We start from the raw sequence: 25410 nt of genomic DNA, 5'->3' as shown, positions 1-25410 counted from the left end.
CGAAGCCTTGAGACTCTCCAGTGCCTCCCCGGTTGGCGTCTTGACGTAGCCTTCATGCTCCAGCGTACTGCCAATCAGAATATGCCCGTCGCGGCTCTCCTGATCCATGAACGACTTGGTCAGGTTTTTGGCCATGGCTTTCTGGCCGGCCTTGACCAGCTTGCGGCTGATCGCATCTTCAAGGCCGACGTAGCTGATGAACTTGCCGGTGACCGAACGGTTGCCCAGCAGCGAGAAGCCGCCGAGGATGGTGCGGGCGTAGTAGCTGATGCCGTAGCGATTGAGAAGATCGCCCTCGGTGGAAGTGTCGAGGATGTTGTATTCCACCACCCGCGACACGTCTTCGGCGTAAGTCACCTGGTTGCCCGGACTCTCCCACTGCTTGCCCCTGGCCAGCGCCGCGATGGCCAGGCTCGACGGCGACAGGAACACATTTTTCTTCGCGGCCTTGGAGTACACCGACGGCATGTTGTGCACCAGCAGGCAGCGGTCGAAGCCCAGTTCGGCACCGCCCAGTTCCTGGCTGTAAGTCACTTGATCGGCGACTGCGGCATCCTTGCCGTCAAGCACCACACGGGCCTTGATGCGCTTGCCAAAGGAAGCGAACTCGCCGGCCACTGCCTTGGTGCCGGTGAAGCCCGGCGCGCCGATGATGGTCAAGTCCTCGGCCACACCGCTCAATGCGGCCAGACCCAACTTGCGACCGGTCAATGGGTCGATGCCGCCGATGACGTTGTTCAGCGTATCGGCCTCGGTCGCGCCCTCTTCGACGATGACCACGTAGACCGGCACCTTGACCACTTTCAGAATCTGGAACACGGCGTGATACAGCGTGCCTTCTTCACTGCCGGTCGGGTCGAGCAGCGCCTGGGTGGTGAAGCTGTTGATGCGGAACGGCGCATTGCGCGGAATCAGCGGGTCGGCCTTCGGCGCCGTGCCGATCAGCCCGATGACGTTGTCGCCCAGGCCACCCATGGCCTCGGGGGATTCGGAGGCATTGACGGTAATGCCGTTGTGCTCGAAGTTCAGAACCTCAGCCATATTATTCAGCCTTCTTGGCAGCGGCCTTCTTGGCCGCGGTGGATGGAGAGGCCGACTCGGCAGCCTCGGTTTGTTTCAGCGCCAGGCGACCGGCGCTGCGCAACGCATTGGCTTCAACATCAAGCAATCGCAGCTCCTGGCCGACGCTCGACCAGTGACCGCCGCCGATGGGGAATGGAACGAGTACGGTGTACGTTTGGCGTTCTGCCATTTGTGTTTCTCCATAAATGAAAAAGCCCCTTGGGGAAGGGGCTGTGGGTGTTGCGTTTGTTGGGCAAAAAAAACGCCCCGGGGATACGGGGCGTTTATTGTTCTTTCTCGACCATCCAAGAGGGAGCGATTGGACGGTAGTCCATTTCGGGAAACCTCTCCGATTGTGGCCATTCGCGCAATTGTCGGCGGTAACGCTGTACATCGCGGTATTGCTCGGCGGTGAGCGTAGTCACGATGCCTTCCTCCAACTCATCACGATGTCGGGCCACGACACCGTCAGTAATAGCCAAATGTCCGTTGCGCCAACGGCGCTCGACGTCAGCTAATCGCCCCTCAATTACCACCAGTGGCGACGGATCCGTCAGCGACGGCGGGCTAGTAGAAAAGTCGATGACTTTCCCCTCCGTCTGCGCCTCCAGGTACTCTTGATGCTGCTCATCGGTGATCAAACATCCGTCTTTTGGTGGCTGTCCTAATGTGTCGTCCCAAAAACCGTTCTTTGAGTAGCTCGAGTAAATTGCCACATGTACCTCCACTCAGGGGCCTTGCCCCATCTAGCTAACAATTAAAAGAAGAAAAGGCTTAGCTGCCGATGGCGAATACTTTGGTGGGCGCAGTGATTGGCCCCCAGTTGTATAGGTTCACGCCAGATGTCGACACCTCCCCCACCACCACGTTGCCAGCAGTGGGGCTGGCGTTGGAACCCAGTGGCGCAGCCATTGCGAAAATGCAGGCGTTAGGGAACACAATCGGAAATGAAACGCTGCCTGCGGCTCCAGCAACGACATATGCCGCATGGCACCATTGCAAGATGAGGCCGTTCGGTAGTTTTTGCCAACCGTTGGACGTTTGAGAGCCAGCGAACACAGCGGTTTTGCCCATTACTCCTGTGCCCGCCAGGACCCATATACCGGAGCCAAGATAAACCGCGTCGACATAAGAGTCAGGCGGAATGCTCCTGACGCTGTTCGATGCGACTGCAGAAATTGCTTCCTGCATCTTGTCCGCACCTTGAACGGCCAGGCCGATCGCCAGGACTGACCAGTTTTGAATTCGTACCGTCGCACCGACCGCCAAGGCGTTAGCCGTCGAGTCGGGCAAACTGTAAGACGATGCAGTGCCTGCAGAGAAATGCACGATCCCGCCAATATGTGCCAGAGCACCCGCTAGGGCGCCTACGCCACCCGTAACGCTTGAGTATTGAAGCCCCCGCGCCTGAACCGCCGCCATAGTGGCCAGTTTGGTGGTCGTATCAAACCGGGCCGGGGTCGGCGCGGTCGGGGTCCCTGTCAACGCAGGACTGGCCAACGGTGCCCGTGACGTATCCGCGGGGTGGCGATGGTCCTCACGCGCCAGCCTGGAACCCGTTCCGACCGCAGCCGTGCCGTCCATCAGTGGCGCGACCGTGGCCAAGTCCGCAGCAATTTCCTGCTGAACAAAAGCCGTGGTAGCGATTTGCGTTGTATTTGAACCGAGGGTCGCCGTAGGAGCCGTTGGTAAACCTACTAGAGCGGGCGACGCCAATGGAGCAAAACCATAAGTGACGTTCTGAAAAGTCAGGGCGGTGGAACCCAAGACAATCGCACCATCGGTTATCAGTTGCCAGCGACTGTCAGCCTGCGTGACTCCCTGCTCAACCGAAACCTGCATAGCCGACGTCACTTTCGCGTCAATATCAGCATCCGCTGCCCGTGACCACATGCCATTGGCCACAACGTAAAGACCATTGTCTTTCGCCTGAGTCTGGTTTTTAACGAGGACTCGATCACCCGCTACAACGGCAACACCATCAATGGTTTGAGAGGCGCTCAAAGCGATGTTTACCGTGGTGGCAACTCGTACCGACTGCTTCGCATCGAGCTTTCCCAGCTCCGCCGCTACATAGTCAGTCACCCACGCCCGCGTCGCCTTGACCACGGTGTCATCAATCAACAGCGTCACCAACGACGCATTGCTGGTCTCGAAAATCGAGCGGATGTAGAACTCTTTCCCCGAACCCGAGGTTGCCAGCACCGGTTTGAACGACTCCGGATATTTGACGATGGCGTAGAGGATTCCGGTGTCGGTCCACAAGCCGGCCTCGCGCACATACCAGCCGCCAACGTCGGGCGGGATGGTGACTTCGGCCAGCAACCAGTTCGGATTCTTCTCGTCCTGGAACAGTGCGTTGAGCGGCCCGCGCCAGACTTCACGCTTGAGTGCCGTGGCGGTCGCCGCCGGGTTGTAGACCGTGCCGCCGCCGTCGCCAACGGAAAGCTGCGTCAGCTTGATCGGCACGCCCGCCGCCTTGCAGGCGGTTTCGTAGGCAATCCCTGCGTTCGTGAGCAGGGTGTAGTAGTCAGCCATTCAGGCCCCCTGAGGATAAATAGTGGATGTTTCGACGCTGTAGAGTCCGGCGGCCATGCAGGCCTCGCCTGACGTTTCCAGCCCTTCGATGACGATTGGGTAAACCGTGGTCAGCTCGCCGCACACCGTGGTTGCACCGATGCAGTGACTGCCGAATGCACTCAGCCCCACGGACACCGACAAGGTGTCGCGCTCGCTTTTCGCGCTTGCCAGGCGCCGGTCGAGACGTGCATCGATTGCTTCGTTGTAAGGCGCTTCGGTGAACGCCCGAACGGAAAAGCTGTAGGGCTGGCCCACCGGTGTCTGCTCGTACCAGGCCCGGACCTCCGGCCTGAGGCGCAAGCCCCTGGCGGCATTTTCCAGTGCCTGCCGCGTACCGGCCTGGCGGGCCGTGGGCCAGGCGAGCTCGACGGTCAAACGCTTTTCCGTTTCGTCCGCCTCGGAGCACCACTCACTGACACCACGATCCGCCGCGAGATAGGGCAGAAAGGCCGAAGGTGTCGCAGTCGGGTCCATCAGTTCGGGAAACGGCGGCGCAATGCGATCAAGCAAGCTGCCGAACCCGATATCGAGGGCCCTTTCCAACGCCGAGCTGTTGGCTGGCAACAGGCTCGGCCGCCACTGAAGGTCGCTCATAGCGTGAGCACCTCCACCTCGACACCGGTGCAGTAAGGGGCCTCGAAGGCCGTCGTGACAATCGGTGCGAGCGGTTCGAGAATCTCCAGCTGAACCGCGCCGGCGTTGTGCAGTGTGAAGTCGATCCAGCTGGGATCGACCCGGCCTTCAAGGCGATGACAGCTGTCGGCATAGGCTTGCAGCTGCTGTTGGGCGGCGACCTTCGTCAGTCCCGAGTCGGGGCCGGCGTTGATCCGTGCAATGACCCGAATCCGGTAGGGTTTGATTTGGGCGCTCTGCACCGTGACCCGATCCGTTTCCGGTCGCACATCCGGCCGCTCGAAATGCAGACGCACACCTTCGAGCAATTCCTCGGAGGCCGTTCCATCGCCCTCCCGCGCCAGCACGGTGACCATCACTTCCCCGGGCGCCGTGCGTCGTCCGTTACCATCCTTGACCTGCGCGGCATAACCGTCGGGCTCGAAGGTGTAAGTGACCGTCACTTCCCCCGGCACAGCGGACTCCACCTTCACCGCCGGACGCTCGCCAAGGGTGAACACCTCGCGGCGATACTGCATGCGTGAGCCGGCGGCCGGTGCATGGGGCGCCAGGTAGTAACGCAATCGGGCGTCGTCGTCGCTTTCATACACAGGTGCAATCGGCGGGAAGGCCGCCGGGTCGCCGGGATCGAGCAATTGGCGCTCCAATCCCATGTCCGCCAGCCGCGCATCCAGGTTGCTGCCGGTGGCCCACCACGCCAGCATTTGTTTGATGCGGGCGTTGTATTTGCGTTCGTGCAGTTGCAGGCGCACACAAAAGGCTTCCAGGGCCAGCGTCAGCAACTCGCTTTCATTCTCAAGACTCACCTTGAGTTTTACCGCGCTTTCGGGAGCCCTGGCGCCGACGTACTCGACAACGAAGGTCTTGAACTCGGCCAGCAGATCCTCGAACGCTTCGACCGTGACGATGGCCGGCTCGGCCAACTGGTTCTGCCCCGGTATCAACATGCTCATGTCACCACCTCGAATGTCTGATTACGGTTGTTCCAGGTGCCGGCAAAGCGCAGGAGCAACCCGGCGCCCTGTCGGCTGGCGACAATGACCTGCGGCTGAAAATCGTCTATGCCGTTCTGGCTGTTGAAGAACGCCTGTGCGGCGTGGCTCTGGGCCAGGATCAACAGATCGTCGCCCAGGTTCTGCCCCAACAGCTCCGGGATGGCCGAGCCGTACAAGGGACGCTTCTGGCGTGTGCCCAGGGGTGTGGTCAGCGCCCGGGTCGCGCGCTCCACGAACTGCGGCCAGTCGTCGACCGCCGCGCCGGTGTTTCTATCGATTCCAATCATGGGAAAACTCTCTATGCGCTGCTGATCACGCGTCCCTGGTGATCCACCAACGGACCGCTCAGGTGCACGCCGGAGGTGTCGATTCGGATACCGACCGCACCCAATTGCAGTTCGATTGCCTCGGGCTTCATCACGACGCGCGCCGGTCCGATACTCATCTCCAGCGCCTCGCGACTGCCGTCGAAACTTGCCGGACCGTTTTTCCAGTGCAGGGTGTGGTTGGCGTCGTCGTAACCGCTTTCCGTACCGTCCCGATATAGGCGACGCGTCAACGACGCCAGGGTCGAGGCCGGTGGAAACCGATCGCCGTTAAGCCCGAACAGCGCAACCGATTGAGCGCTGCTCTCGCCGGCGCCATGGTTCAACAACAGGCATTGCTCGCCGACCGTGGGAATGCGCGACTCGCTTTGCGCCCCGGCGCTGGGATTGAAAAAACGAATGGCCGGTGTCAGCAACCCGCCATGGCTGACGCGACAGGTGTTGCCGACCGCATCGACTTCCTGGCACACGCCGATGCGGCAGACGCTGTCCGTGCGCCGGTGCAGGTCTTCAAGCTCGGCATCCATCTCGGCCAGACGCTCGATGATCGGGCCCAAATGCATGCGTAAAAGCGCATCGAACATGGTTCAACCCTCGAGTTCGGTGTATTGGTCCGGATCGTCGATATCCGAGACTTCCCAGGTGCGGGCGAATTTCGGCGTGCCGAGGGGGTCGTCCAGCAGCGGTGCACCGAAGTACAGCGTCTGGATGAAGGACAGAGTCCAGGCGGAAAATGGCTGTGTGCCGTGAATGAAGATCGAAGGAATGGCGTCGAGACTGACCGGCAGATCACATTGCTCACTCGGCAGACCCCATCGGTTATCGGTGACCCGATCCTTGAGGGCGCTGGCCAGATCGCAAGCGGCAAGGCTCGGGTTGGCGGCCTGCGACGGCATCAACACTTGCAGGGAAACCGTCAGTGCATGTGCGATGCGGCCATCACTGGCGCGGCAGGCCGTCGCATCGCGTTCGAAGGAGACCAGAACCCAGGGCTGGTCGCCGGCATCGGTGAAGTCTTCACGACTGCCGACATTGATACCGAGCCCCGAGTTGCGTAATGCCGCGACAATGGCCGTAAAAAGCTGCGAAGGCTTTTCGATAACCGATGGCATGGAAACGTCCTGTTCATGTGTCGAGAGAGTCATTGCTGGTCCGGACGGGAGTCGCGTGGCGGCATTTCGGCCACCCCGATACGCCTGGCCGCCCAGCGTTCATAAAGCCCGATGGCGACGTCCGCGCCTGCCATCGCCGTGAGGCAACCGAAGGCGGCCGCCGCCCAGATCGACATGCCGGCGGCGTACAGCAGCATGACGGCCGAGACGCCGCAGACCATACAGGCGCCGGAGCGCAAGGCCAGTCGCCGCAGCAATGACCAGCCGCGGGCACCGTCCTTGTCGGCGCGCCACATTTCGCCGGACACCCCGCCCAGCAGCGCAAGGACGATGACCAGCCAGATCGGTATATCCAGCAACGCTTGTTGCTCGTTTGTCATGTCACGCCTCCTGGAGTGATTGATGAGTCATGGAAAGGTTCTGATGAGTAATGACCTGGTGTCAGGCAGGCATTCCAAAAAGCCCGGCGCCCGCCAGGCTTTTCAGTAATGCGCTCCGTCGCCTTTCGCCCGCAGGCTTGGGTGAGGTCGACCTTTCGGCGCTACTGGCGCGGTACGGGTCCGTTCAAATTGTTCCTCCGACCGCGGCCCCTGCCCGCCGGATAACTGCTTCTGGTGCTTTACGCTGCACACCCGGGTCAGTTGCCAACCCTCTGAACCGTTGAGGCCGGTTCATCGCTGCCTTTTTTGGTGGAACTAAAGAACTTCGTTTCGAGCTGCTTTGTTGAGCGGCTTGAGACAAAGAATATGCATGGATGCATATCCAGTCAATGCGTAAATGCATTTATTTATGCACGACAAATGCACAGACGCATGAAACATCCGTAAACACTGGCTCTCGCGGCTTTCGACAGGCGAAAAAAAACCCGCCTGATGGCGGGTTTTGTCTGAGTGCGGTGAGATTATCGGGCGTACATGCCCCACCAGAAGACGTGGCCGAGGATGACGATCTGTTCTTCCTGCATCTCCTGGAAGCTGTAGTCCTCGTCCGGATGCTCATCGCGGTTGAAGCTGCGCAGACGAATGCCGGTCGGCAGGCGATAAAGCTGTTTTACCCGCAGTTGGCCATTGTGATTGATTGCATAAAGGTCGCCATCAATGATGTCGCCAATGCCGCTCTTGCCGGCGTTGACCCCCACCGTCGCCCCGTCGCGCAACACCGGCAACATGCTGTTGCCGCGAACGGTCACGCACTTGGCCTGATCGAACTGCACGCCGTTATGGCGCAGGCTGCGCTTGCCGAAGCGCAGGCTAGAGCGCTCGCTCTCCTCGATGACGAATCTTCCTGATCCCGCTGCCAATTCAACCTCGCGAAGAAAGGGGACCGAGACCTCATCGTCATCGATGGGGGTATCGTCGTCCCACAGACTTATGTCCTTGAGTTCGGAATGCGCTGGCTCGCGTCCGCCCGTGGACGCGGGCGCAACGTCCGCGCGCCCGCGCAAATGGTCGGTGCTCACGCTGAAGTACTCGGCGATTTTCGAAATGTGCTTATCCGAAGGGTCGACGATCTTCCCGCTGAGAATCCGCGAGAGAGTGGATTGAGGCACGCCGGTGCGACGGTGAAGCTCCGTGGGGGAGATTCCGTGCTGGTCGAGCAGCGCTCTTAAGACGGTAGAAACATTGCGTTTTTGCATAACGCGCATAGTGCTCGTTCTTTTCGCGAGAGGCAAATGCAGAATTGCATTGTTCACGCATAAACAACGCATAAAGCAGCAGAAGAGGACCGCGGGGCGTTCGCGCCTGCGCCCGACAGACCGCCCATGTTAATCTTGCGCCCATTGCGGAACAGCCCGGGCCATTGCCCCGGTTTTGCCCCACACCTCTCGACGAGTTTGCCGATCCCCGATGAATAAAGCCCTTTCCGACCTGTCCTCCCACACGCCGATGATGCAGCAGTACTGGCGCCTGAAGAACCAGCACCCGGACCAGTTGATGTTCTACCGCATGGGTGACTTCTACGAGATCTTCTATGAAGACGCGAAGAAGGCCGCCAAGTTGCTGGACATCACCCTGACGGCACGCGGGCAGTCGGCCGGGCAGGCCATTCCGATGTGCGGGATTCCTTACCACGCCGCCGAAGGTTACCTGGCCAAACTGGTGAAACTGGGTGAGTCGGTGGTGATCTGCGAACAGATCGGCGACCCGGCCACCAGCAAAGGGCCGGTGGAACGTCAGGTAGTGCGAATCATCACGCCGGGTACGGTCAGTGATGAAGCGCTGCTGGACGAACGTCGTGACAACCTGATTGCCGCCGTGCTGGGCGATGAACGCCTGTTCGGCCTGGCTGTGCTGGACATCACCAGCGGCAACTTCACCGTGCTGGAAATCAAGGGCTGGGAAAACCTGCTGGCGGAACTGGAGCGGGTCAATCCGGTTGAGTTGCTGATCCCGGACGACTGGCCGAAGGATCTGCCGGCGGAGAAACGTCGTGGGGTTCGTCGCCGTGCGCCGTGGGATTTCGAGCGCGATTCGGCGCTGAAAAGCCTGTGCCAGCAATTTTCCACTCAGGACCTTAAAGGCTTCGGCTGCGAGAACCTGACCCTGGCCATCGGCGCTGCCGGTTGCCTGCTGGCCTATGCGAAAGAAACCCAGCGTACCGCCCTGCCGCACTTGCGCAGCCTGCGTCATGAACGCCTGGACGACACCGTGGTGCTCGACGGTGCCAGCCGTCGCAACCTGGAGCTGGACACCAACCTGGCCGGCGGCCGCGACAACACCCTGCAGTCGGTGGTCGACCGTTGCCAGACCGCGATGGGCAGCCGCCTGCTGACCCGCTGGTTGAACCGTCCATTGCGCGACCTGACCATTTTGCTGGCACGCCAGACTTCGATCACCTGCCTGCTCGACCGCTACCGCTTCGAGAAGCTGCAACCGCAACTCAAGGAAATCGGCGACATCGAGCGGATCCTCGCGCGGATCGGCCTGCGTAATGCCCGTCCACGCGACCTTGCGCGTCTGCGCGATGCGCTCGGTGCCCTGCCCGAGCTGCAGGTGGCGATGACCGAACTGGAAGCCCCGCACCTGCAGAAACTGGCGACCACCACCAGCACCTACCCGGAACTGGCGGCACTGCTGGAAAAAGCCATCATCGACAACCCGCCCGCCGTGATTCGTGATGGTGGCGTCTTGAAGACCGGCTACGACAGCGAACTCGATGAGCTGCAATCGCTCAGCGAAAATGCCGGGCAATTCCTGATCGACCTCGAAGCCCGGGAAAAAGCCCGTACCGGCCTGGCCAATCTGAAAGTCGGCTACAACCGCATCCACGGCTACTTCATCGAACTGCCGAGCAAGCAGGCCGAATCGGCACCGGCCGATTACATCCGGCGCCAGACCCTCAAGGGCGCCGAACGCTTCATTACCCCCGAACTCAAAGCGTTCGAAGACAAGGCCCTGTCGGCCAAGAGCCGCGCACTGGCCCGGGAGAAAATGCTCTACGAAGCACTCCTGGAAGACTTGATCAGCCAGCTGCCACCGTTGCAGGACACCGCCGCGGCCCTGGCCGAACTGGACGTGTTGAGCAACCTCGCCGAACGTGCGCTGAACCTGGATCTGAATTGCCCGCGTTTCGTCAGCGAACCCTGCATGCGCATCAGCCAGGGTCGTCACCCGGTGGTCGAACAGGTGCTGACCACACCGTTCGTGGCCAACGATCTGAGCCTGGACGACAGCACGCGCATGCTGGTCATCACTGGCCCCAACATGGGCGGTAAATCCACTTACATGCGCCAGACCGCGCTGATCGTGCTGCTGGCACACATCGGCAGTTTCGTACCGGCGGCCAGCTGCGAATTGTCCCTGGTCGATCGGATCTTTACCCGGATCGGCTCCAGCGACGACCTGGCCGGCGGACGCTCGACCTTCATGGTCGAAATGAGCGAAACCGCCAATATCCTGCACAACGCCACCGATCGCAGCCTGGTGCTGATGGATGAAGTCGGCCGCGGCACCAGCACGTTCGATGGCCTGTCCCTGGCCTGGGCAGCGGCGGAACGACTGGCCCATCTGCGCGCCTACACGCTGTTCGCCACCCATTATTTCGAGCTGACCGTCCTGCCCGAAGCCCAGCCGCTGGTGGCCAACGTGCACCTCAACGCCACCGAGCACAACGAACGCATCGTGTTCCTGCATCACGTGCTGCCGGGGCCTGCCAGCCAGAGCTATGGCCTGGCGGTGGCGCAATTGGCCGGTGTGCCAAGCGAAGTGATCGTGCGCGCCCGTGAGCACTTGAGTCGACTGGAGGACACCGCCCTGCCCCACGAAGCGCCTGCACCTGCCAAAGGCAAGGTCGCCGTGCCGCAGCAGAGCGACCTGTTCGCCAGCCTGCCGCATCCGGTACTGGATGAACTGGCCAAGCTGGATCTGGACGACATGACACCGCGTCGTGCGCTCGAAATGCTCTATACACTAAAGAAGCGGATCTAACGCATACGGCTTCAAGCTGTTAGAATCTCGCGCGGTTCGGGTGCTGCAGGCCAATAGCCTGGCTTGCAGACATCGCTCCCGAACCTGGCGACCCCAACCGTGAAGGGGCTTCGCTGCCGCCGCCTGAGGAGAAAATTAGAAATGACCTTCGTCGTCACCGACAACTGCATCAAGTGCAAGTACACCGACTGCGTAGAAGTCTGTCCGGTGGACTGCTTCTACGAAGGCCCGAACTTCCTGGTGATTCACCCGGATGAGTGCATCGACTGCGCATTGTGCGAACCTGAGTGCCCTGCCCAGGCCATCTTCTCCGAAGATGAAGTCCCTGCCGGTATGGAGAACTTCCTCGAGTTGAACGCAGAGCTGGCTGAAATCTGGCCTAACATCACCGAGCGCAAGGATGCCCTGCCGGATGCCGAAGAGTGGGATGGCAAGCCAGGCAAGATCGCAGACCTCGAACGCTGATCACCCCCGCGTTCCGAAAAAAAGGCCCCACAAGGGCCTTTTTGCTTTTCTGCAGGCAAAAAAAGGGGCGGTTTGACCCGCCCACATTTTTTCCCTATTCCCTTTGTTCCTTTTCATCATCCTGATGAATCGCTTCCTGCGATGTCCTTTCCCCTCTTCCTTGAAGGGTGTGTCTATCCGTCGACACACCCCGGATACTAATGCGTTCCCAAGCCGGAGCAACTGCCTTCCAGCGTCCGTCCTGCCTGTCATTTGCTGTTAATTTTCAAAATTACGCTTGGTTTTCAAATAGATAATCAAGCCGCCAAACCCGTATCGCCGGCCGCCACACTGTAAAAATAACGAACACTTACGAAAGAGTAAGTGAAGACTTACAACACAAGACAACAAACCTGCGTGATACCGGGCACGTGCCGCCGCCCTTTCTCCAGGCAACAAAAAGCCCCGAACCAGTCGGGGCCTTTTGTTGCCTGCGCAGCATTCCTTTACTGGAACAGCGATTCGCTCGACAGACCGTTTTTCTCCAGGATTTCCCGAAGACGCTTCAGGCCTTCGACCTGAATCTGTCTGACCCGCTCACGGGTCAGGCCGATTTCCAGGCCTACGTCCTCAAGGGTGCTGCTCTCATGACCGCGCAGACCGAAGCGGCGTACGACCACCTCCCGTTGCTTGTCGGTCAACTCCGAGAGCCATTGATCGATGCTCTGGGACAGGTCGTCGTCCTGCAACAGTTCACATGGATCGGTAGGGCGATCGTCAGTCAGGGTGTCCAGCAGGGTCTTGTCCGAATCCGGCCCCAGCGAGACGTCGACCGAAGAAACCCGTTCATTGAGGCCGAGCATGCGCTTGACCTCGCCTACCGGTTTTTCCAGCAGGTTGGCAATTTCTTCGGGTGAGGGTTCATGGTCGAGTTTTTGCGTCAGCTCCCGTGCGGCTCTCAGGTACACGTTGAGCTCTTTGACCACATGAATCGGCAACCGGATGGTCCGGGTCTGGTTCATGATCGCGCGCTCGATGGTCTGACGAATCCACCAGGTTGCGTAGGTCGAAAAGCGGAAGCCACGTTCGGGGTCGAACTTCTCCACCGCCCGAATCAGTCCGAGGTTGCCCTCTTCGATCAGATCGAGCAGCGACAAGCCACGATTGACGTAACGCCGGGCGATTTTCACCACCAGCCGCAGGTTACTTTCAATCATGCGTTTGCGCCCGGCCGGATCGCCACTTTGCGACAGGCGCGCAAAATGAACTTCTTCCTCGGGGGACAACAGGGGGGAAAAGCCGATTTCATTGAGATACAGCTGCGTGGCATCGAGCGCCCGCGTGTAGTCAATGTACTTGTGTTGCTTTAACGAAGCGGAGTGTTTGGATTTGGCACGAACGGAAGGTGGAGCTGACCCTTCATCATTCGACATCGAATCCGTATCGATGCCGGTCTCCATCAGGAGAACCTCATCGTCGATGTCAAACTCCGGCACTTCTTTACTGAGAGCCATTGTTATAGTCCTTTGGTGAGTTCGACCTCAAGCTCAAGCGGCGCCTTTTTCCTTGGCAACGCTGGAGCCTGTCCCCTCTACGTGACGGAACAGGCTGGTAGCGATCAACGACGTGGCAGGAATTGCAGCGGATCTACAGGTTTACCTTGGCGGCGAATCTCAAAATGCAGTTTCACCCGGTCTGTACCCGTTGACCCCATTTCGGCAATTGTCTGTCCGACCTTGACCTGCTGCCCCTCCCGAACCAATAGCCTGCGGTTGTGGCCGTAGGCACTGACGTAGGTTTCGCTGTGTTTGATGATGACCAACTCGCCGTAGCCCCTTAAGCCACTCCCGGCGTACACCACCGTCCCATCAGACGCAGCTAAAACAGGCTGTCCCAAATCACCGGCGATATCAATTCCTTTATTCAAACTACCGTTTGAAGAGAATTTGCCAATCAAAATGCCATTAGATGGCCATCCCCAGCCGGTCGGGGCCGGGCCGGGAGGCGGCAGTGGAGCGGGTGCAGGTTTGTTGGCGACGGACGGTACAACCGTCGTCGTACTCGTAGTGGCACCGTCGACCGGACGACGAATGACCGTGGTTTTACTCGAGGACGACGGCGTCGAATTGGACGAACTGACCACCGCCGTCGGTGTTGAACCGGAACGGCCATCGAAGCGAATCGTCTGCCCCGGATGGATGGTGTAAGGCTCCGAAATGTTGTTGCGCGCCGCGAGGGCCTTGTAGTCCCAGCCATAGCGGAAGGCGATCGAGAACAAGGTATCTTTCGGCCGAACGACGTACTGCCCGGTCGTCACTGCGGGACGCTGCGCGACGGTGTTGTTGCGCTCGACAACGCGTACGTCGCTGGATTTGTTGCTGGAACAACCGACCAGCAAGGTGCTCATGACAAGGCCAGTCACCAGGCGCTGAAAGCTCGTTTTACCCATACGCTGCGCAATGACTGTGAGACTCACCCGCCGCTCCCTTTTTGGTGGCTGAAAATGTGGTTTGCCGTGTTACGGCACGAAATGTCGCAAGTATAACGGGCCGTGCCGGCATTACCCTTAATGAAGCGAACTGGCTTCACGCACACGTTTGCTGTCGGAAAAAACAACCCGTTCAACCAATCGACGCCGCTGTAAGACAAAGGCCATCGAAGAGAATTCAGCGTGTTTAAACAAATGCTCAGGCCAACGGCCCATTGAGCAACGGGACAAAGCGAACCGCCCCGAGAACGCGCCTGGAAAAACCCTGTTCCTCGCGAATAATGAGCATCAATTGTTGCACTTCTCCCGATCCGACCGGAATGACCAGCCGCCCACCCGGCGCCAACTGATCAAGCAAGGCCTGAGGCACATCGGTCGCCACGGCCGTCACGATAATGCCGTTGTAAGGCGCCAGCGCCGGCCACCCCTCCCAGCCATCGCCCCAGCGAAACACCACATTGCGCAGGTTCAACTCGACCAGGCGTTCCTTGGCCCGGTCCTGCAGTACCTTGATGCGCTCGACGGAAAACACGCGCTCGACCAGTTGCGACAACACCGAGGTCTGATAGCCCGAGCCGGTCCCGATTTCCAGCACCTTGTCCAGGGGGCCCGCCTCCAGCAGCAACTCACTCATGCGAGCCACCATGTAAGGCTGGGAGATGGTCTGGTTGTGCCCGATGGGCAGCGCCGTGTCCTCGTATGCACGATGTGCCAGCGCCTCGTCGACGAACAGGTGACGCGGTGTTCGGCGAATGACTTCCAGCACCCCTGCGTTGGACACCCCTTCCTCATACAAACGCTGAATGAGGCGTTCGCGGGTACGTTGCGAGGTCATGCCGATGCCGCGACGCAGCATGTCGTCTTGATCACGAGACATCAGCGCAACCCCTCCAGCCAGCCATCGAGACTTGCGAAGGCATCATTGAAGGTGCGGTCCAGTTGCAAGGGAGTGACAGAAACGTAGCCCTGCATCACGGCATGGAAATCGGTGCCCGGGCCGCCGTCTTCGGCGTCCCCTGCGGCGGCTATCCAGTATCCGGCCTTGCCGCGCGGATCGACCACCTTCACAGGCGCCGCAGCACGGGCGCGGTGCCCGAGACGGGTCAACTGAACGCCGCGAATATGCTCCAGCGGCAAATTGGGAATGTTCACATTCAGTACCGTGCGTGCCGGCAGGTCGAGGTCAGCATGGGCCTCGACAAGTTTGCGCGCGAAGTAGGCCGCTGTGGGAAGGTTCTCGACTTGCCGAGAGGCCAGCGAAAAGGCGAACGCAGGACGGGCCAGGAAACGCCCTTCCAATGCCGCCGCCACCGTGCCGGAATACAGGACGTCGTCTCCCAGGTTCGCACCCAGGTTGATCCCTGAAACCACCATGTCCGCTTCACGCTCCAGCAAACCGTTGAGCCCCAGGTGCACGCAATCGGTCGGCGTGCCATTGACGCTGATGAAGCCGTTGCCCAGCGTTTGCGGGTGCAACGGACGGTCAAGCGTCAACGAACTGCTGGCGCCGCTTTTGTCCTGGTCCGGGGCGATAACCACGCATTCGGTGTAATCCGCCAGCGCAGCATAAAGCGCGGCGAGACCGGGTGCGGTTACCCCATCGTCGTTAGAAATCAGAATACGCATGGGCTGTCCGTCTGCCCCACCGACACCAGATCAACAAGTTCGCGCACCAATACGGTGGCGAAACATCCGGCCGGCAGGACGAATTCCAATTGCAGAATGTCAGGCTCGGGATAATGCCACGTCAACCCGGCAATGGGCAGCCGCAGGATGCGACGTTCGTGGCTCATTCCGGCGTTGATCAACCAATCGCGAAGGTCCGCTTCGCGAGCGGCGATGGCCTGCTCCAGTTCATGGACAACGCCCGTGGCCGGCGAGTCACCTTCCCCCCACTGCGGCCCTGTCGGGTGCAGATCGAGAATCGCCAGGCGCGGGTCATTGCACTCGGCCTCGCCGGCCGGAAAAAAGCTGCGACTGTCGGTGAATGCCAGCAGATCACCGACCAGGGCATGCTGCCAGGTGCCGTCGGCAACTCGCGCGGCCAACACCTGGTTGAACAGAAAACTGCGAGCCGCTGAAAGCAGGCGCGAGCGCACGTTACGCTGCTCCGGCAAGGCCTTGCGCGCGGCCCACGAACGGGCGTCGACCACGTTGCCGCCTTCATGGCCGAAGCGTTGTGCCCCGAAATAGTTGGGGATGCCTTGTTTGGCGATCTGCTGCAGGCGCTCGTCGATGGCGGCCTTGTCGCCCATGAACTGCGTCAGGCGCAAGGTGAACCCGTTGGCCGAGTGGGCGCCGCGTTGCAATTTGCGTTTGTGTCGGCTGGTCTTGAGGATTTTCAGCGTGTCGTTTTCTGCCGCCGACAGATCCGGATCAGCCTTGCCCGGCAGTTGTACGCTGAACCACTGGCGTGTCAGCGCCTGGCGATCCTTGAGCCCGGCGTAGCTGACCGTGCGCAGGGGCACGCCCGCCGCCCTGGCGATTCGCCGTGCCGCTTCCTCGGTATTCAGGCCCCGTTTTTCCACCCAGATCCACAGGTGCTCGCCGTCACCGCTCAAGGGTATATCGAGGACTTCGTCGACCTGGAAATCTTCGGCGACGGCTTTCAATACTGCCGTGCCCAGCGCATCGCCATAGGCCCGCGGGCCGAGTAATTGCAGTTCGTTCATGCGCGCAGCAACAAGGCAACGGAGTGCACTGCAATGCCTTCTTCGCGACCGACAAAGCCAAGCTTTTCGGTGGTGGTGGCCTTTACGTTCACTTGATCGAGCTCAACTTGAAGATCCGCGGCAATCAGCGCACGCATCGATTCGATATGCGGAGCCATTTTCGGTGCCTGTGCGACGATGGTGTTATCGACGTTGCCGACCTTCCAGCCCTTGGCATGGATCAGTGCGACGACATGACGCAGCAGCATACGACTGTCAGCGCCTTTGAATTGCGGATCTGTGTCCGGGAAGTGCCTGCCGATATCACCCAGCGCCGCAGCGCCGAGCAAGGCATCGCTCAAGGCATGCAGCAGAACGTCACCGTCAGAGTGAGCGAGCAGCCCGAAGCTGTGTGCGATTCGCACGCCGCCCAACGTGATGAAATCGCCTTCGGCGAAACGGTGCACATCATAGCCGTGGCCAATACGCATAAAAAAACGCCCCGATTTTTGTCAGGGCGTGATTCTACCTGCTATTGGGCGCCTAGTGTCCTGTCTCACTTGCCAGACCGGGCACTAACGCATGCGCGTGATGCCGCAAGTGATCTTCGATGAAACTGGCAATGAAGAAATAGCTGTGGTCATAGCCTGGCTGCAGGCGCAACGTCAGCGGATGACCGGCCAACCGGGTTGCCTGCTGCAAGGCTTCCGGCTTCAGCTGGGTGGCCAGGAAATCGTCGCGATCGCCCTGGTCGACCAACAGCGGCAGTTTTTCATCGGCCTCGGCGATCAAGGCACAGGCATCCCACTCACGCCACTTCGAACGGTCTTCGCCCAAATAACGGGAAAAGGCTTTCTGTCCCCATGGACAATCCATTGGATTGTTGATCGGCGAGAACGCCGACACCGACAGATAACGCCCCGGGTTGCGCAGGGCGCAGACCAGCGCACCGTGACCACCCATGGAGTGCCCACTGATGCTGCGTTTGTCCGACGCCGGAAAATGGGCTTCGACCAATGCCGGCAATTCCTGGACGACATAGTCATGCATCCGATAGTGCCGCGACCAGGGCTCCTGGGTGGCATTCAGATAAAATCCGGCACCGAGGCCGAAATCCCAAGCGCCTTCCGGATCACCCGGCACATCGGCACCACGAGGACTGGTATCAGGCGCGACGATGATCAACCCCAACTCGGCGGCGACGCGCATGGCGCCGGCTTTCTGCATGAAGTTCTCGTCGGTGCAGGTCAGGCCCGACAACCAGTACAGCACCGGCAGCTTGCCGCCCTGCTCCGCTTGCGGCGGCAGGTACACGGCAAAGACCATGTCGCAACCGAGCACTTCCGAGCGATGGCGGTAGCGTTTGTGCCAGCCGCCGAAGCTTTTCTGGCAGGAGATGTTTTCCAGACTCATGGCAACTCCTCACTGAAGACCCAACCCCAAACGCCAGACCGATACGGCTTGCCTGTCGCTTGAGGCTTGAGGCCTGCAGCGGCTGATCAGAAATGGATGACAGAACGGATGCTCTTACCTTCATGCATCAGGTCAAACGCCTTGTTGATATCTTCCAGGCCCATGGTATGGGTGATGAAGGTATCCAGCGGGATCTCGCCGGTTTCGGCCATTTCCACGTAACTTGGCAACTCGGTGCGGCCACGCACGCCACCGAACGCCGAACCGCGCCAGACGCGGCCGGTGACCAACTGGAATGGACGGGTAGCAATTTCCTGGCCGGCACCGGCGACGCCAATGATCACCGACTCGCCCCAACCCTTGTGGCAGCACTCGAGGGCCGCACGCATCAATTGCACATTGCCGATGCATTCGAAGGAGAAGTCGACGCCGCCATCGGTCATGTCGACGATGACTTCCTGGATCGGACGATCGAAGTCTTTGGGGTTCACACAATCGGTTGCACCCAGCTGTTTGGCGATTTCGAATTTGGCCGGGTTGATGTCGATGGCAATGATTCGCGCAGCCTTGGCTTTGACAGCACCGATGACCGCCGACAGACCAATGCCGCCAAGACCGAAAATGGCCACGGTATCACCCGGTTTCACCTTGGCGGTGTTGAGTACCGCTCCGATACCGGTGGTGACGCCGCAACCCAGCAGGCAGACTTTTTCCAGCGGTGCTTCTTTTGCAATTTTGGCGACGGAAATTTCCGGAAGAACGGTGTACTCGGAAAAGGTCGACGTCCCCATGTAGTGGAAAATCGGCTGGCCCTTGTAGGAAAAACGCGTGGTGCCATCGGGCATCAAGCCCTTGCCCTGGGTCGCCCGAATGGCCTGGCAGAGGTTGGTCTTGCCCGACAGGCAGAATTTGCACTGGCGGCATTCCGGTGTGTACAGCGGAATCACATGATCGCCCACCGCGACGGACGTCACACCTTCACCAATCGCCTCGACGATCGCGCCACCTTCGTGACCGAGGATCGACGGGAAGATGCCTTCCGGGTCGGCACCGGACAAGGTGTAGGCATCGGTGTGGCAAACACCGGAAGCCACCACACGCAGCAACACCTCACCGGCCTTGGGCATGGCGACATCGACTTCAACGATCTCCAGAGGTTTCTTGGCCTCGAAGGCAACGGCGGCGCGCGACTTGATCATGGTGATTCTCCAGGCGAATAAAAACGAGACATGGAGTGTAATCCAGCGTCTTAAGGGGAATAATCCGGACAAAAGCAAAACATTATTGCTGTACAGGGATAATCATGAATGTCCGATAACCGCTGGGAAGGCATCGACGAGTTCGTCGCTGTCGCAGAATGCAGCCAGTTCACCGCCGCCGCTGAGCGCCTGGGGGTTTCTTCCTCGCATATCAGTCGACAAATCGCACGCCTGGAGGAACGTCTGCAAACCCGCCTCCTCTATCGCAGTACCCGCAGGGTCACGCTGACCGAAGCGGGCCAGACGTTCCTGCAACATTGCCAGCGTTTACAGGATGGACGTGAAGAGGCGTTGCGCGCCGTGGGTGACTTGACCAGCGAGCCCAAGGGCATGTTGCGCATGACCTGCGCGGTGGCCTACGGCGAGCGCTTCATTGTGCCATTGGTCACGCGCTTCATGGGGCTGTATCCGCAATTGAGGGTCGATATCGAACTGACCAATCGCCAACTCGATCTGGTGCACGAAGGTCTGGACCTGGCGATCCGCCTGGGTCGCTTGCAGGACTCACGATTGGTGGCCACGCGCCTGGCTCCCAGACGCATGTTTCTTTGCGCATCGCCTGGTTATCTGGAACGTTATGGCCGCCCACACAGTTTGTCGGAACTGAGCCGTCACAACTGCCTCATCGGCAGCTCGGACCTGTGGCAACTGGAACAGAACGGGCGTGAATATTCGCAGCGGGTACAGGGAAACTGGCGCTGCAACAGCGGGCAAGCAGTGTTGGACGCGGCACTGCAAGGCGTCGGGCTGTGTCAGTTGCCGGATTACTACGTGCTGGAGCATCTGAAAAGCGGTGCGCTGATTTCACTGCTCGAAGCACATCAGCCACCCAATACCGCCGTTTGGGCGCTGTATCCGCAGCAGCGGCACCTATCGCCGAAGGTGCGCAAACTGGTGGACTATCTCAAGGAAGGCTTGGCGCAGCGGCCTGAATACCGAAGCTAGATCTTCGCAATGTGCGCCAATTGGAATAACCCCTTCGCGGGCAAGCCTCGCTCCTACAACAGAGGTGCATTCCATTGTGGGAGCGAGCCTGCTCGCGATGACATTGGATTGTAGGAGCGAGCGGTACGGCGATCCGACTTGCCCGCGAAGGGGTCATGACAGGCGCAACGATACTCAGCGGCGGTTGGACCAGCGCTGGCGCAACCACTCAAGATCTTCGGGACGCGTGACCTTGAGGTTATCGGATCGGCCTTCGATCAGCCGTGGCGCCATCCCTGCCCATTCCATGGCCGATGCTTCATCGGTGATCACGGCATCAGCCACCAGGCTGTCGGCCAATGCCCGATGCAAGGCTCCCAGACGAAACATCTGGGGGGTATAGGCCTGCCAGATAACACTCCGGTCCACGGTTTCGACGACACGTCCATGCTTGTCGACGCGCTTGAGCGTATCCCGTGCAGGAACCGCCAGCAGGCCTCCCACCGGATCATCCGCCAGTTCAGCCAGCAGGTTATCCAGATCGTCACGACCGAGATTGGGTCGCGCGGCATCGTGAACAAGGACCCAATCTTCATCGTCGGCACCTTGCGCGTGCAAATGCAGCAAGGCATTGAGTACCGAGCCGGAACGCTCGCCCCCCCCTTCGACGCGGGCAATCCGCGGATCGCTGGCGCATGCCAGGTTCGGCCAGTAAGGATCATCGACAGCAAGACTGACCACCACGCCCTTGAGGCAAGGGTGATCAAGGAAACAGCCGAGGCTGTGTTCGAGAATGGTGCGTCCGCCCAGTTGCAAGTATTGCTTGGGACGGTCGGCGGCCATACGGGCCCCGATGCCCGCGGCGGGAATCACGGCCCAGAAGGCCGGCAAAGACAGGTTCATTGGGCCAACTGGTAAAGGGTTTCACCGTCCTTGACCATGCCCAATTCATGGCGAGCGCGTTCTTCAACGGTCTCCATGCCCTTTTTCAACTCACTGACTTCAGCGTCCATCACCCGATTGCGTTCCAGCAACGCCTCGTTCTCGGCGTGCTGATCAGCGATCTGCTGAGTCAGCTCGGCCACTTGCGCCAGACTGCCATTTCCCACCCACAGGCGGTACTGCAGGCCGGCCAGCAGCAGGAGCAAGACGAGGAACAACCAATTGGGACTGCGCATCGAATATCAGGTATCCAGTGAAAAAAGACAGCCATACCAAAACATGAAGCCACTGATAGCACGAAGCCTGGAAGAACCAGGCTTGTGCTTATAAGGCATCAGATTAGTGGCAAAAACGTCGCAGTAGCGATTTTTCCGACACAATCCGGTGTCTTTTTACCACGTACGGTTTAACCGCGGAATTCACTGCGGCCGTTGTACTTGGCCTTGCCGTTCAACTGCTCTTCGATGCGCAGCAGTTGGTTGTACTTGGAGACGCGATCGGAACGGCACAGGGAGCCGGTCTTGATCTGGCCAGCCGAAGTACCCACGGCCAGGTCGGCAATGGTCGAATCTTCGGTTTCGCCCGAGCGGTGCGAGATCACTGCGGTGTAACCGGCGGCCTTGGCCATCTGGATGGCTTCCAGGGTTTCGGTCAGGGTGCCGATCTGGTTGAACTTGATCAGGATCGAGTTGCCGATCTTCTTGTCGATGCCTTCCTTCAGGATCTTGGTGTTGGTCACGAACAGGTCGTCGCCCACCAGCTGGGTTTTTGCACCGATCTTGTCGGTGAGGATCTTCCAGCCAGCCCAGTCGGACTCGTCCAGGCCATCTTCGATGGAGATGATCGGGTAACGCTCGGTCAGGCCTTTGAGGTAGTCGGCGAAACCTTCAGCGGTGAACACCTGGCCTTCGCCGGACAGGTTGTACTTGCCGTCTTCGTAGAATTCGCTGGCCGCGCAGTCCAGAGCCAGGGTCACGTCGGTGCCCAGCTTGTAGCCGGCGTTGGCCACGGCTTCGGAGATCACTTTCAGTGCATCTTCGTTGGAAGACAGGTTAGGTGCGAAACCACCTTCGTCACCGACCGCAGTGTTCAGGCCACGAGCCTTCAGAACAGCCTTGAGGTGATGGAAAATCTCGGTGCCCATGCGCAGACCTTCCGAGAAGGACTTGGCGCCAACCGGCTGAACCATGAACTCCTGGATGTCGACGTTGTTATCGGCGTGCTCGCCACCGTTGATGATGTTCATCATCGGAACCGGCATCGAGTAGACACCCGGCGTAAAGTTCAGGTTGGCGATATGAGCGTACAGCGGCAGGTCCTGGTCCTGTGCTGCAGCCTTGGCTGCGGCCAGGGAAACGGCCAGGATCGCGTTGGCGCCCAGGGAGGCTTTGTTTTCGGTACCGTCGAGTTTGATCATCGCCAGGTCCAGCGCTTTCTGGTCGCTTGGATCAGTACCTTTCAACAGGTCGCGGATCGGACCGTTGATGTTGGCTACGGCCTTGAGAACGCCCTTGCCCAGGTAACGGCTCTTGTCGCCATCACGCAGCTCGAGCGCTTCACGCGAGCCAGTGGAAGCACCGGACGGCGCGCAGGCAGTGCCGATGATGCCGTTGTCGAGAAGCACGTCCGCTTCCACGGTGGGGTTGCCACGGGAGTCGAGAACTTCACGACCTTTGATGTCGACGATTTTAGCCATTGTTGTAAACACTCCAAAGTTGACGAAAACGCTTTGTACCGCTCGATTTGTATTTTGCACGTCACACTAACGCATAGGACCGACAAGCTGATGGCGTTCAGACGGACGCCATCGCGAGCAAGCTCGGCTCCTACACGGAGTAATGAGGATTACGCGGTTTCTACTGTCGGAAAACTCTTCACCAGCTCGTCCAGGGCCTTGAGTTGGGCCAGGAATGGCTCCAGTTTGTCCAGGCGCAAGGCGCAAGGGCCATCGCATTTGGCGTTGTCCGGATCCGGGTGGGCTTCAAGGAACAGGCCGGCCAGAGACTGGCTCATACCGGCTTTCGCCAGATCGGTGACCTGGGCGCGGCGGCCGCCGGCGGAGTCGGAACGACCGCCAGGCATCTGCAGCGAGTGCGTCACATCGAAGAATACCGGGTACTCGAACTGTTTCATGATGCCAAAGCCGAGCATGTCGACGACGAGGTTGTTGTAGCCGAAGCTCGAACCACGTTCGCAGAGGATCAATTGATCGTTACCCGCTTCCACGCATTTGTTCAGGATATGTTTCATTTCCTGAGGCGCAAGGAACTGGGCTTTCTTGATGTTGATCACTGCGCCCGTTTTCGCCATGGCGACCACCAGGTCGGTCTGGCGCGACAGGAAGGCCGGCAGCTGAATGATGTCGCAGACCTCGGCGACGACCGCGGCCTGCTCCGGCTCGTGGACGTCGGTGATGATCGGCACGCCGAAAGCTTGCTTGATGTCCTGGAAAATCCGCATGCCTTCTTCCAGGCCAGGACCACGGTAGGAGGTCACCGAGGAACGGTTGGCCTTGTCGAAGCTGGCCTTGAATACGTAAGGGATACCGAGCTTCTGGGTAACCTTCACATACTCTTCGCAGACCTGCATCGCCATGTCACGGCTTTCCAGCACGTTCATGCCACCGAACAGCACCATGGGCTTGTCGTTGGCAATCTCGATATCGCCTACGCGGATGATCTTTTGCGCCATCAGGGTTACGCCTTCTTCCGGTGTTGAGCCAAAGCCGCTTTGACGAAGCCGCTGAACAGCGGGTGACCGTCACGTGGCGTCGAGGTGAACTCCGGGTGGAACTGACAGGCGACGAACCACGGATGATCCGGAGCCTCGACCACTTCGACCAGCGCGCCGTCACCGGAACGACCGGAGATTTTCAGACCGGCCTCCATGATTTGTGGCAACAGGTTGTTGTTCACTTCGTAACGATGACGGTGACGCTCGACGATCACGTCCTTGCCGTAGCAGCCGTGAACCAGGGAACCCGGCTCCAGCAGGCAGTCCTGTGCGCCCAGGCGCATGGTGCCGCCCAGATCGGACGATTCGGAACGGGTCTCGACCGCGCCGGTGGCATCTTCCCACTCGGTGATCAGGCCCACGACCGGGTGACCGCTTGCACGATCGAACTCGGTGGAGTTGGCGTCTTTCCAACCCATGACGTTACGAGCGAACTCGATCACGGCCACTTGCATGCCCAGGCAGATACCCAGGTAAGGAACCTTGTTTTCGCGAGCGTACTGGACAGCGGTGATCTTGCCTTCCACGCCGCGCAGACCGAAGCCGCCAGGCACCAGGATCGCGTCGACACCTTCAAGCAGCGCCGTGCCCTGGTTTTCGATGTCTTCGGAATCGATGTAGCGCAGGTTGACCTTGGTACGATTGCTGATGCCAGCGTGACTCATCGCTTCGATCAGCGACTTGTAGGCGTCCAGCAGTTCCATGTACTTGCCGACCATGGCGATGGTGACTTCATGCTCGGGGTTGAGCTTGGCATCGACCACGGCGTCCCATTCGGACAGGTCGGCGCCACCGCACTGCAGGCCGAAGCGCTCGACAACAAAATCATCCAGGCCTTGAGAATGCAGGATGCCCGGGATCTTGTAGATGGTATCGGCATCTTCCAGACCGATGACCGCACGCTCTTCAACGTTGGTGAATTGCGCGATCTTGCGACGCGAGGACACATCGATCGGATGATCGGAACGGCAGACCAGCACATCCGGCTGCAGGCCGATGGAACGCAGTTCCTTGACCGAGTGCTGGGTTGGCTTGGTTTTGGTTTCACCGGCAGTGGCGATGTAAGGCACCAGCGTCAGGTGCATCAGCATCGCGCGCTTGGCGCCGACTTCGAAACGCAGTTGACGGATGGCTTCGAGGAACGGCTGGGACTCGATGTCACCCACGGTGCCACCGATTTCGACCATTGCCACGTCAGCGTCGCCAGCACCCTTGATGATGCGGCGCTTGATTTCGTCGGTGATGTGCGGAATCACCTGGATGGTTGCACCCAGGTAGTCACCACGGCGCTCTTTGCGCAGGACGTGTTCGTAGACACGGCCGGTGGCAGCGTGAGCAATTGACCGTCGCGGCTGGCTTCGTGGCTGATCAGGTTCAGCTCCAGGTCCGCCACCCGAAGGGTGGTGGCATGGGCGGCGACG

27 protein-coding genes are annotated in these 25410 nt (G+C 59.8%); 3 read left to right on the top strand and 24 right to left on the bottom strand.

Annotated elements, in window-relative coordinates; all coding sequences use genetic code 11:
* The 11 genes from ACQKP2_RS24685 to ACQKP2_RS24635 form a co-directional block, all read right to left on the bottom strand.
* On the bottom strand, positions 1-1041 hold a 1041-nt coding region (locus tag ACQKP2_RS24685), incomplete at its 3' end, for a phage tail protein (RefSeq protein ID WP_427580254.1).
* Position 1042: 1 nt separating this feature from the next.
* On the bottom strand, positions 1043-1252 hold the full coding sequence (locus tag ACQKP2_RS24680) for a hypothetical protein (protein WP_427580252.1): 210 nt from the start codon (positions 1250-1252) through the stop codon (positions 1043-1045).
* Between the two features lie 94 nt (positions 1253-1346).
* The gene (locus tag ACQKP2_RS24675) at positions 1347-1778 is read right to left on the bottom strand and encodes a phage tail protein (protein ID WP_427580250.1); all 432 of its coding nucleotides are present in this window, start codon (positions 1776-1778) and stop codon (positions 1347-1349) included.
* A 58-nt stretch (positions 1779-1836) separates the two neighbouring features.
* Positions 1837-3600: a phage tail protein gene (locus ACQKP2_RS24670; RefSeq protein ID WP_427580248.1), complete on the bottom strand. Its 1764-nt coding sequence runs from the start codon at positions 3598-3600 to the stop codon at positions 1837-1839.
* Positions 3601-4236 carry a phage tail protein I gene (locus ACQKP2_RS24665; RefSeq protein ID WP_427580246.1) on the bottom strand — a complete coding sequence of 212 codons (636 nt, stop codon included), beginning with the start codon at positions 4234-4236 and terminating at the stop codon, positions 3601-3603.
* A complete protein-coding gene (locus tag ACQKP2_RS24660) occupies positions 4233-5228 on the bottom strand; it encodes a baseplate J/gp47 family protein (RefSeq protein WP_427580245.1) in 996 nt (331 codons plus the stop codon). Before ACQKP2_RS24660 ends, ACQKP2_RS24665 begins: the two co-directional genes overlap by 4 nt.
* Entirely contained in the window at positions 5225-5557 is a 333-nt protein-coding gene (locus ACQKP2_RS24655) for a phage baseplate protein (protein WP_427580243.1), read from the bottom strand. The genes ACQKP2_RS24660 and ACQKP2_RS24655 overlap by 4 nt, the downstream gene beginning before the upstream one ends.
* An 11-nt stretch (positions 5558-5568) precedes the next feature.
* Positions 5569-6180, bottom strand: a complete 612-nt coding sequence (locus tag ACQKP2_RS24650; RefSeq protein WP_427580241.1) for a phage baseplate assembly protein V — start codon at positions 6178-6180, stop codon at positions 5569-5571.
* Positions 6181-6183: 3 nt separating this feature from the next.
* Positions 6184-6708 carry a hypothetical protein gene (locus ACQKP2_RS24645; RefSeq protein ID WP_427580240.1) on the bottom strand — a complete coding sequence of 175 codons (525 nt, stop codon included), beginning with the start codon at positions 6706-6708 and terminating at the stop codon, positions 6184-6186.
* 29 nt (positions 6709-6737) lie between these two features.
* Complete coding sequence (locus ACQKP2_RS24640) at positions 6738-7088, bottom strand: phage holin family protein (RefSeq protein WP_427580238.1); 351 nt, start codon at positions 7086-7088, stop codon at positions 6738-6740.
* Positions 7089-7609: 521 nt separating this feature from the next.
* Positions 7610-8344 (bottom strand): LexA family transcriptional regulator, encoded by a 735-nt coding sequence (locus tag ACQKP2_RS24635; RefSeq protein WP_427580257.1) that lies wholly within the window; start codon positions 8342-8344, stop codon positions 7610-7612.
* A 211-nt stretch (positions 8345-8555) separates the two neighbouring features.
* Here ACQKP2_RS24635 and mutS point away from each other — a divergent pair, with 211 nt between their 5' ends.
* Together mutS and fdxA are read left to right on the top strand one after the other, a co-directional pair.
* Positions 8556-11135 (top strand): DNA mismatch repair protein MutS, encoded by a 2580-nt coding sequence (mutS, locus tag ACQKP2_RS24630; RefSeq protein ID WP_427580237.1) that lies wholly within the window; start codon positions 8556-8558, stop codon positions 11133-11135.
* Between the two features lie 141 nt (positions 11136-11276).
* On the top strand, positions 11277-11600 hold the full coding sequence (gene fdxA / locus ACQKP2_RS24625) for a ferredoxin FdxA (RefSeq protein WP_012315871.1): 324 nt from the start codon (positions 11277-11279) through the stop codon (positions 11598-11600).
* Positions 11601-12085: 485 nt separating this feature from the next.
* On the opposite strand, the gene rpoS is transcribed toward fdxA, so the two are convergent.
* The 8 genes from rpoS to ACQKP2_RS24585 form a co-directional block, all read right to left on the bottom strand.
* Entirely contained in the window at positions 12086-13093 is a 1008-nt protein-coding gene (rpoS, locus tag ACQKP2_RS24620) for an RNA polymerase sigma factor RpoS (protein ID WP_427580235.1), read from the bottom strand.
* A 104-nt stretch (positions 13094-13197) separates the two neighbouring features.
* The gene (locus tag ACQKP2_RS24615; RefSeq protein ID WP_427580233.1) at positions 13198-14055 is read right to left on the bottom strand and encodes a peptidoglycan DD-metalloendopeptidase family protein; all 858 of its coding nucleotides are present in this window, start codon (positions 14053-14055) and stop codon (positions 13198-13200) included.
* Between the two features lie 211 nt (positions 14056-14266).
* The gene (locus ACQKP2_RS24610) at positions 14267-14902 is read right to left on the bottom strand and encodes a protein-L-isoaspartate(D-aspartate) O-methyltransferase (RefSeq protein WP_427580255.1); all 636 of its coding nucleotides are present in this window, start codon (positions 14900-14902) and stop codon (positions 14267-14269) included.
* 41 nt (positions 14903-14943) lie between these two features.
* On the bottom strand, positions 14944-15693 hold the full coding sequence (gene surE, locus ACQKP2_RS24605) for a 5'/3'-nucleotidase SurE (RefSeq protein ID WP_427580232.1): 750 nt from the start codon (positions 15691-15693) through the stop codon (positions 14944-14946).
* Positions 15681-16739 (bottom strand): tRNA pseudouridine(13) synthase TruD, encoded by a 1059-nt coding sequence (truD, locus tag ACQKP2_RS24600; RefSeq protein ID WP_427580230.1) that lies wholly within the window; start codon positions 16737-16739, stop codon positions 15681-15683. The genes surE and truD overlap by 13 nt, the downstream gene beginning before the upstream one ends.
* Entirely contained in the window at positions 16736-17209 is a 474-nt protein-coding gene (ispF, locus tag ACQKP2_RS24595) for a 2-C-methyl-D-erythritol 2,4-cyclodiphosphate synthase (protein ID WP_427580228.1), read from the bottom strand. Before ispF ends, truD begins: the two co-directional genes overlap by 4 nt.
* Positions 17210-17261: 52 nt before the next feature.
* Complete coding sequence (gene fghA, locus ACQKP2_RS24590; protein ID WP_427580226.1) at positions 17262-18131, bottom strand: S-formylglutathione hydrolase; 870 nt, start codon at positions 18129-18131, stop codon at positions 17262-17264.
* Positions 18132-18217: 86 nt separating this feature from the next.
* Positions 18218-19330: an S-(hydroxymethyl)glutathione dehydrogenase/class III alcohol dehydrogenase gene (locus ACQKP2_RS24585; RefSeq protein ID WP_427580224.1), complete on the bottom strand. Its 1113-nt coding sequence runs from the start codon at positions 19328-19330 to the stop codon at positions 18218-18220.
* Between the two features lie 108 nt (positions 19331-19438).
* Between ACQKP2_RS24585 and ACQKP2_RS24580 the strand changes: the two genes are divergently transcribed.
* Positions 19439-20335, top strand: a complete 897-nt coding sequence (locus ACQKP2_RS24580) for a LysR substrate-binding domain-containing protein (protein WP_427580222.1) — start codon at positions 19439-19441, stop codon at positions 20333-20335.
* A gap of 174 nt (positions 20336-20509) precedes the next feature.
* Here the strand turns inward: ACQKP2_RS24580 and ispD are convergent, their stop codons facing one another.
* From ispD to ACQKP2_RS24555, 5 genes are all read right to left on the bottom strand, one after another.
* Positions 20510-21217 (bottom strand): 2-C-methyl-D-erythritol 4-phosphate cytidylyltransferase, encoded by a 708-nt coding sequence (gene ispD / locus ACQKP2_RS24575; protein ID WP_427580220.1) that lies wholly within the window; start codon positions 21215-21217, stop codon positions 20510-20512.
* Positions 21214-21492 (bottom strand): cell division protein FtsB, encoded by a 279-nt coding sequence (gene ftsB, locus ACQKP2_RS24570; RefSeq protein ID WP_175375052.1) that lies wholly within the window; start codon positions 21490-21492, stop codon positions 21214-21216. The genes ispD and ftsB overlap by 4 nt, the downstream gene beginning before the upstream one ends.
* Positions 21493-21662: 170 nt before the next feature.
* The gene (eno, locus tag ACQKP2_RS24565) at positions 21663-22952 is read right to left on the bottom strand and encodes a phosphopyruvate hydratase (protein WP_427580218.1); all 1290 of its coding nucleotides are present in this window, start codon (positions 22950-22952) and stop codon (positions 21663-21665) included.
* 149 nt (positions 22953-23101) lie between these two features.
* Positions 23102-23947, bottom strand: coding sequence for a 3-deoxy-8-phosphooctulonate synthase (kdsA, locus tag ACQKP2_RS24560; protein WP_427580216.1), 846 nt, complete (start codon positions 23945-23947; stop codon positions 23102-23104).
* Positions 23948-23952: 5 nt separating this feature from the next.
* Positions 23953-25410, bottom strand: a 1458-nt coding sequence (locus ACQKP2_RS24555) for a CTP synthase (RefSeq protein WP_427580214.1), incomplete at its 5' end; no start/stop codon positions are given.

The organism is Pseudomonas sp. NPDC089569, from assembly GCF_050280625.1.
Classification (GTDB): Bacteria; Pseudomonadota; Gammaproteobacteria; order Pseudomonadales; family Pseudomonadaceae; genus Aquipseudomonas.
The sequence above is the reverse complement of the archived record's forward strand: the minus strand, read 5'-3'. Positions and strand labels throughout refer to the sequence as shown.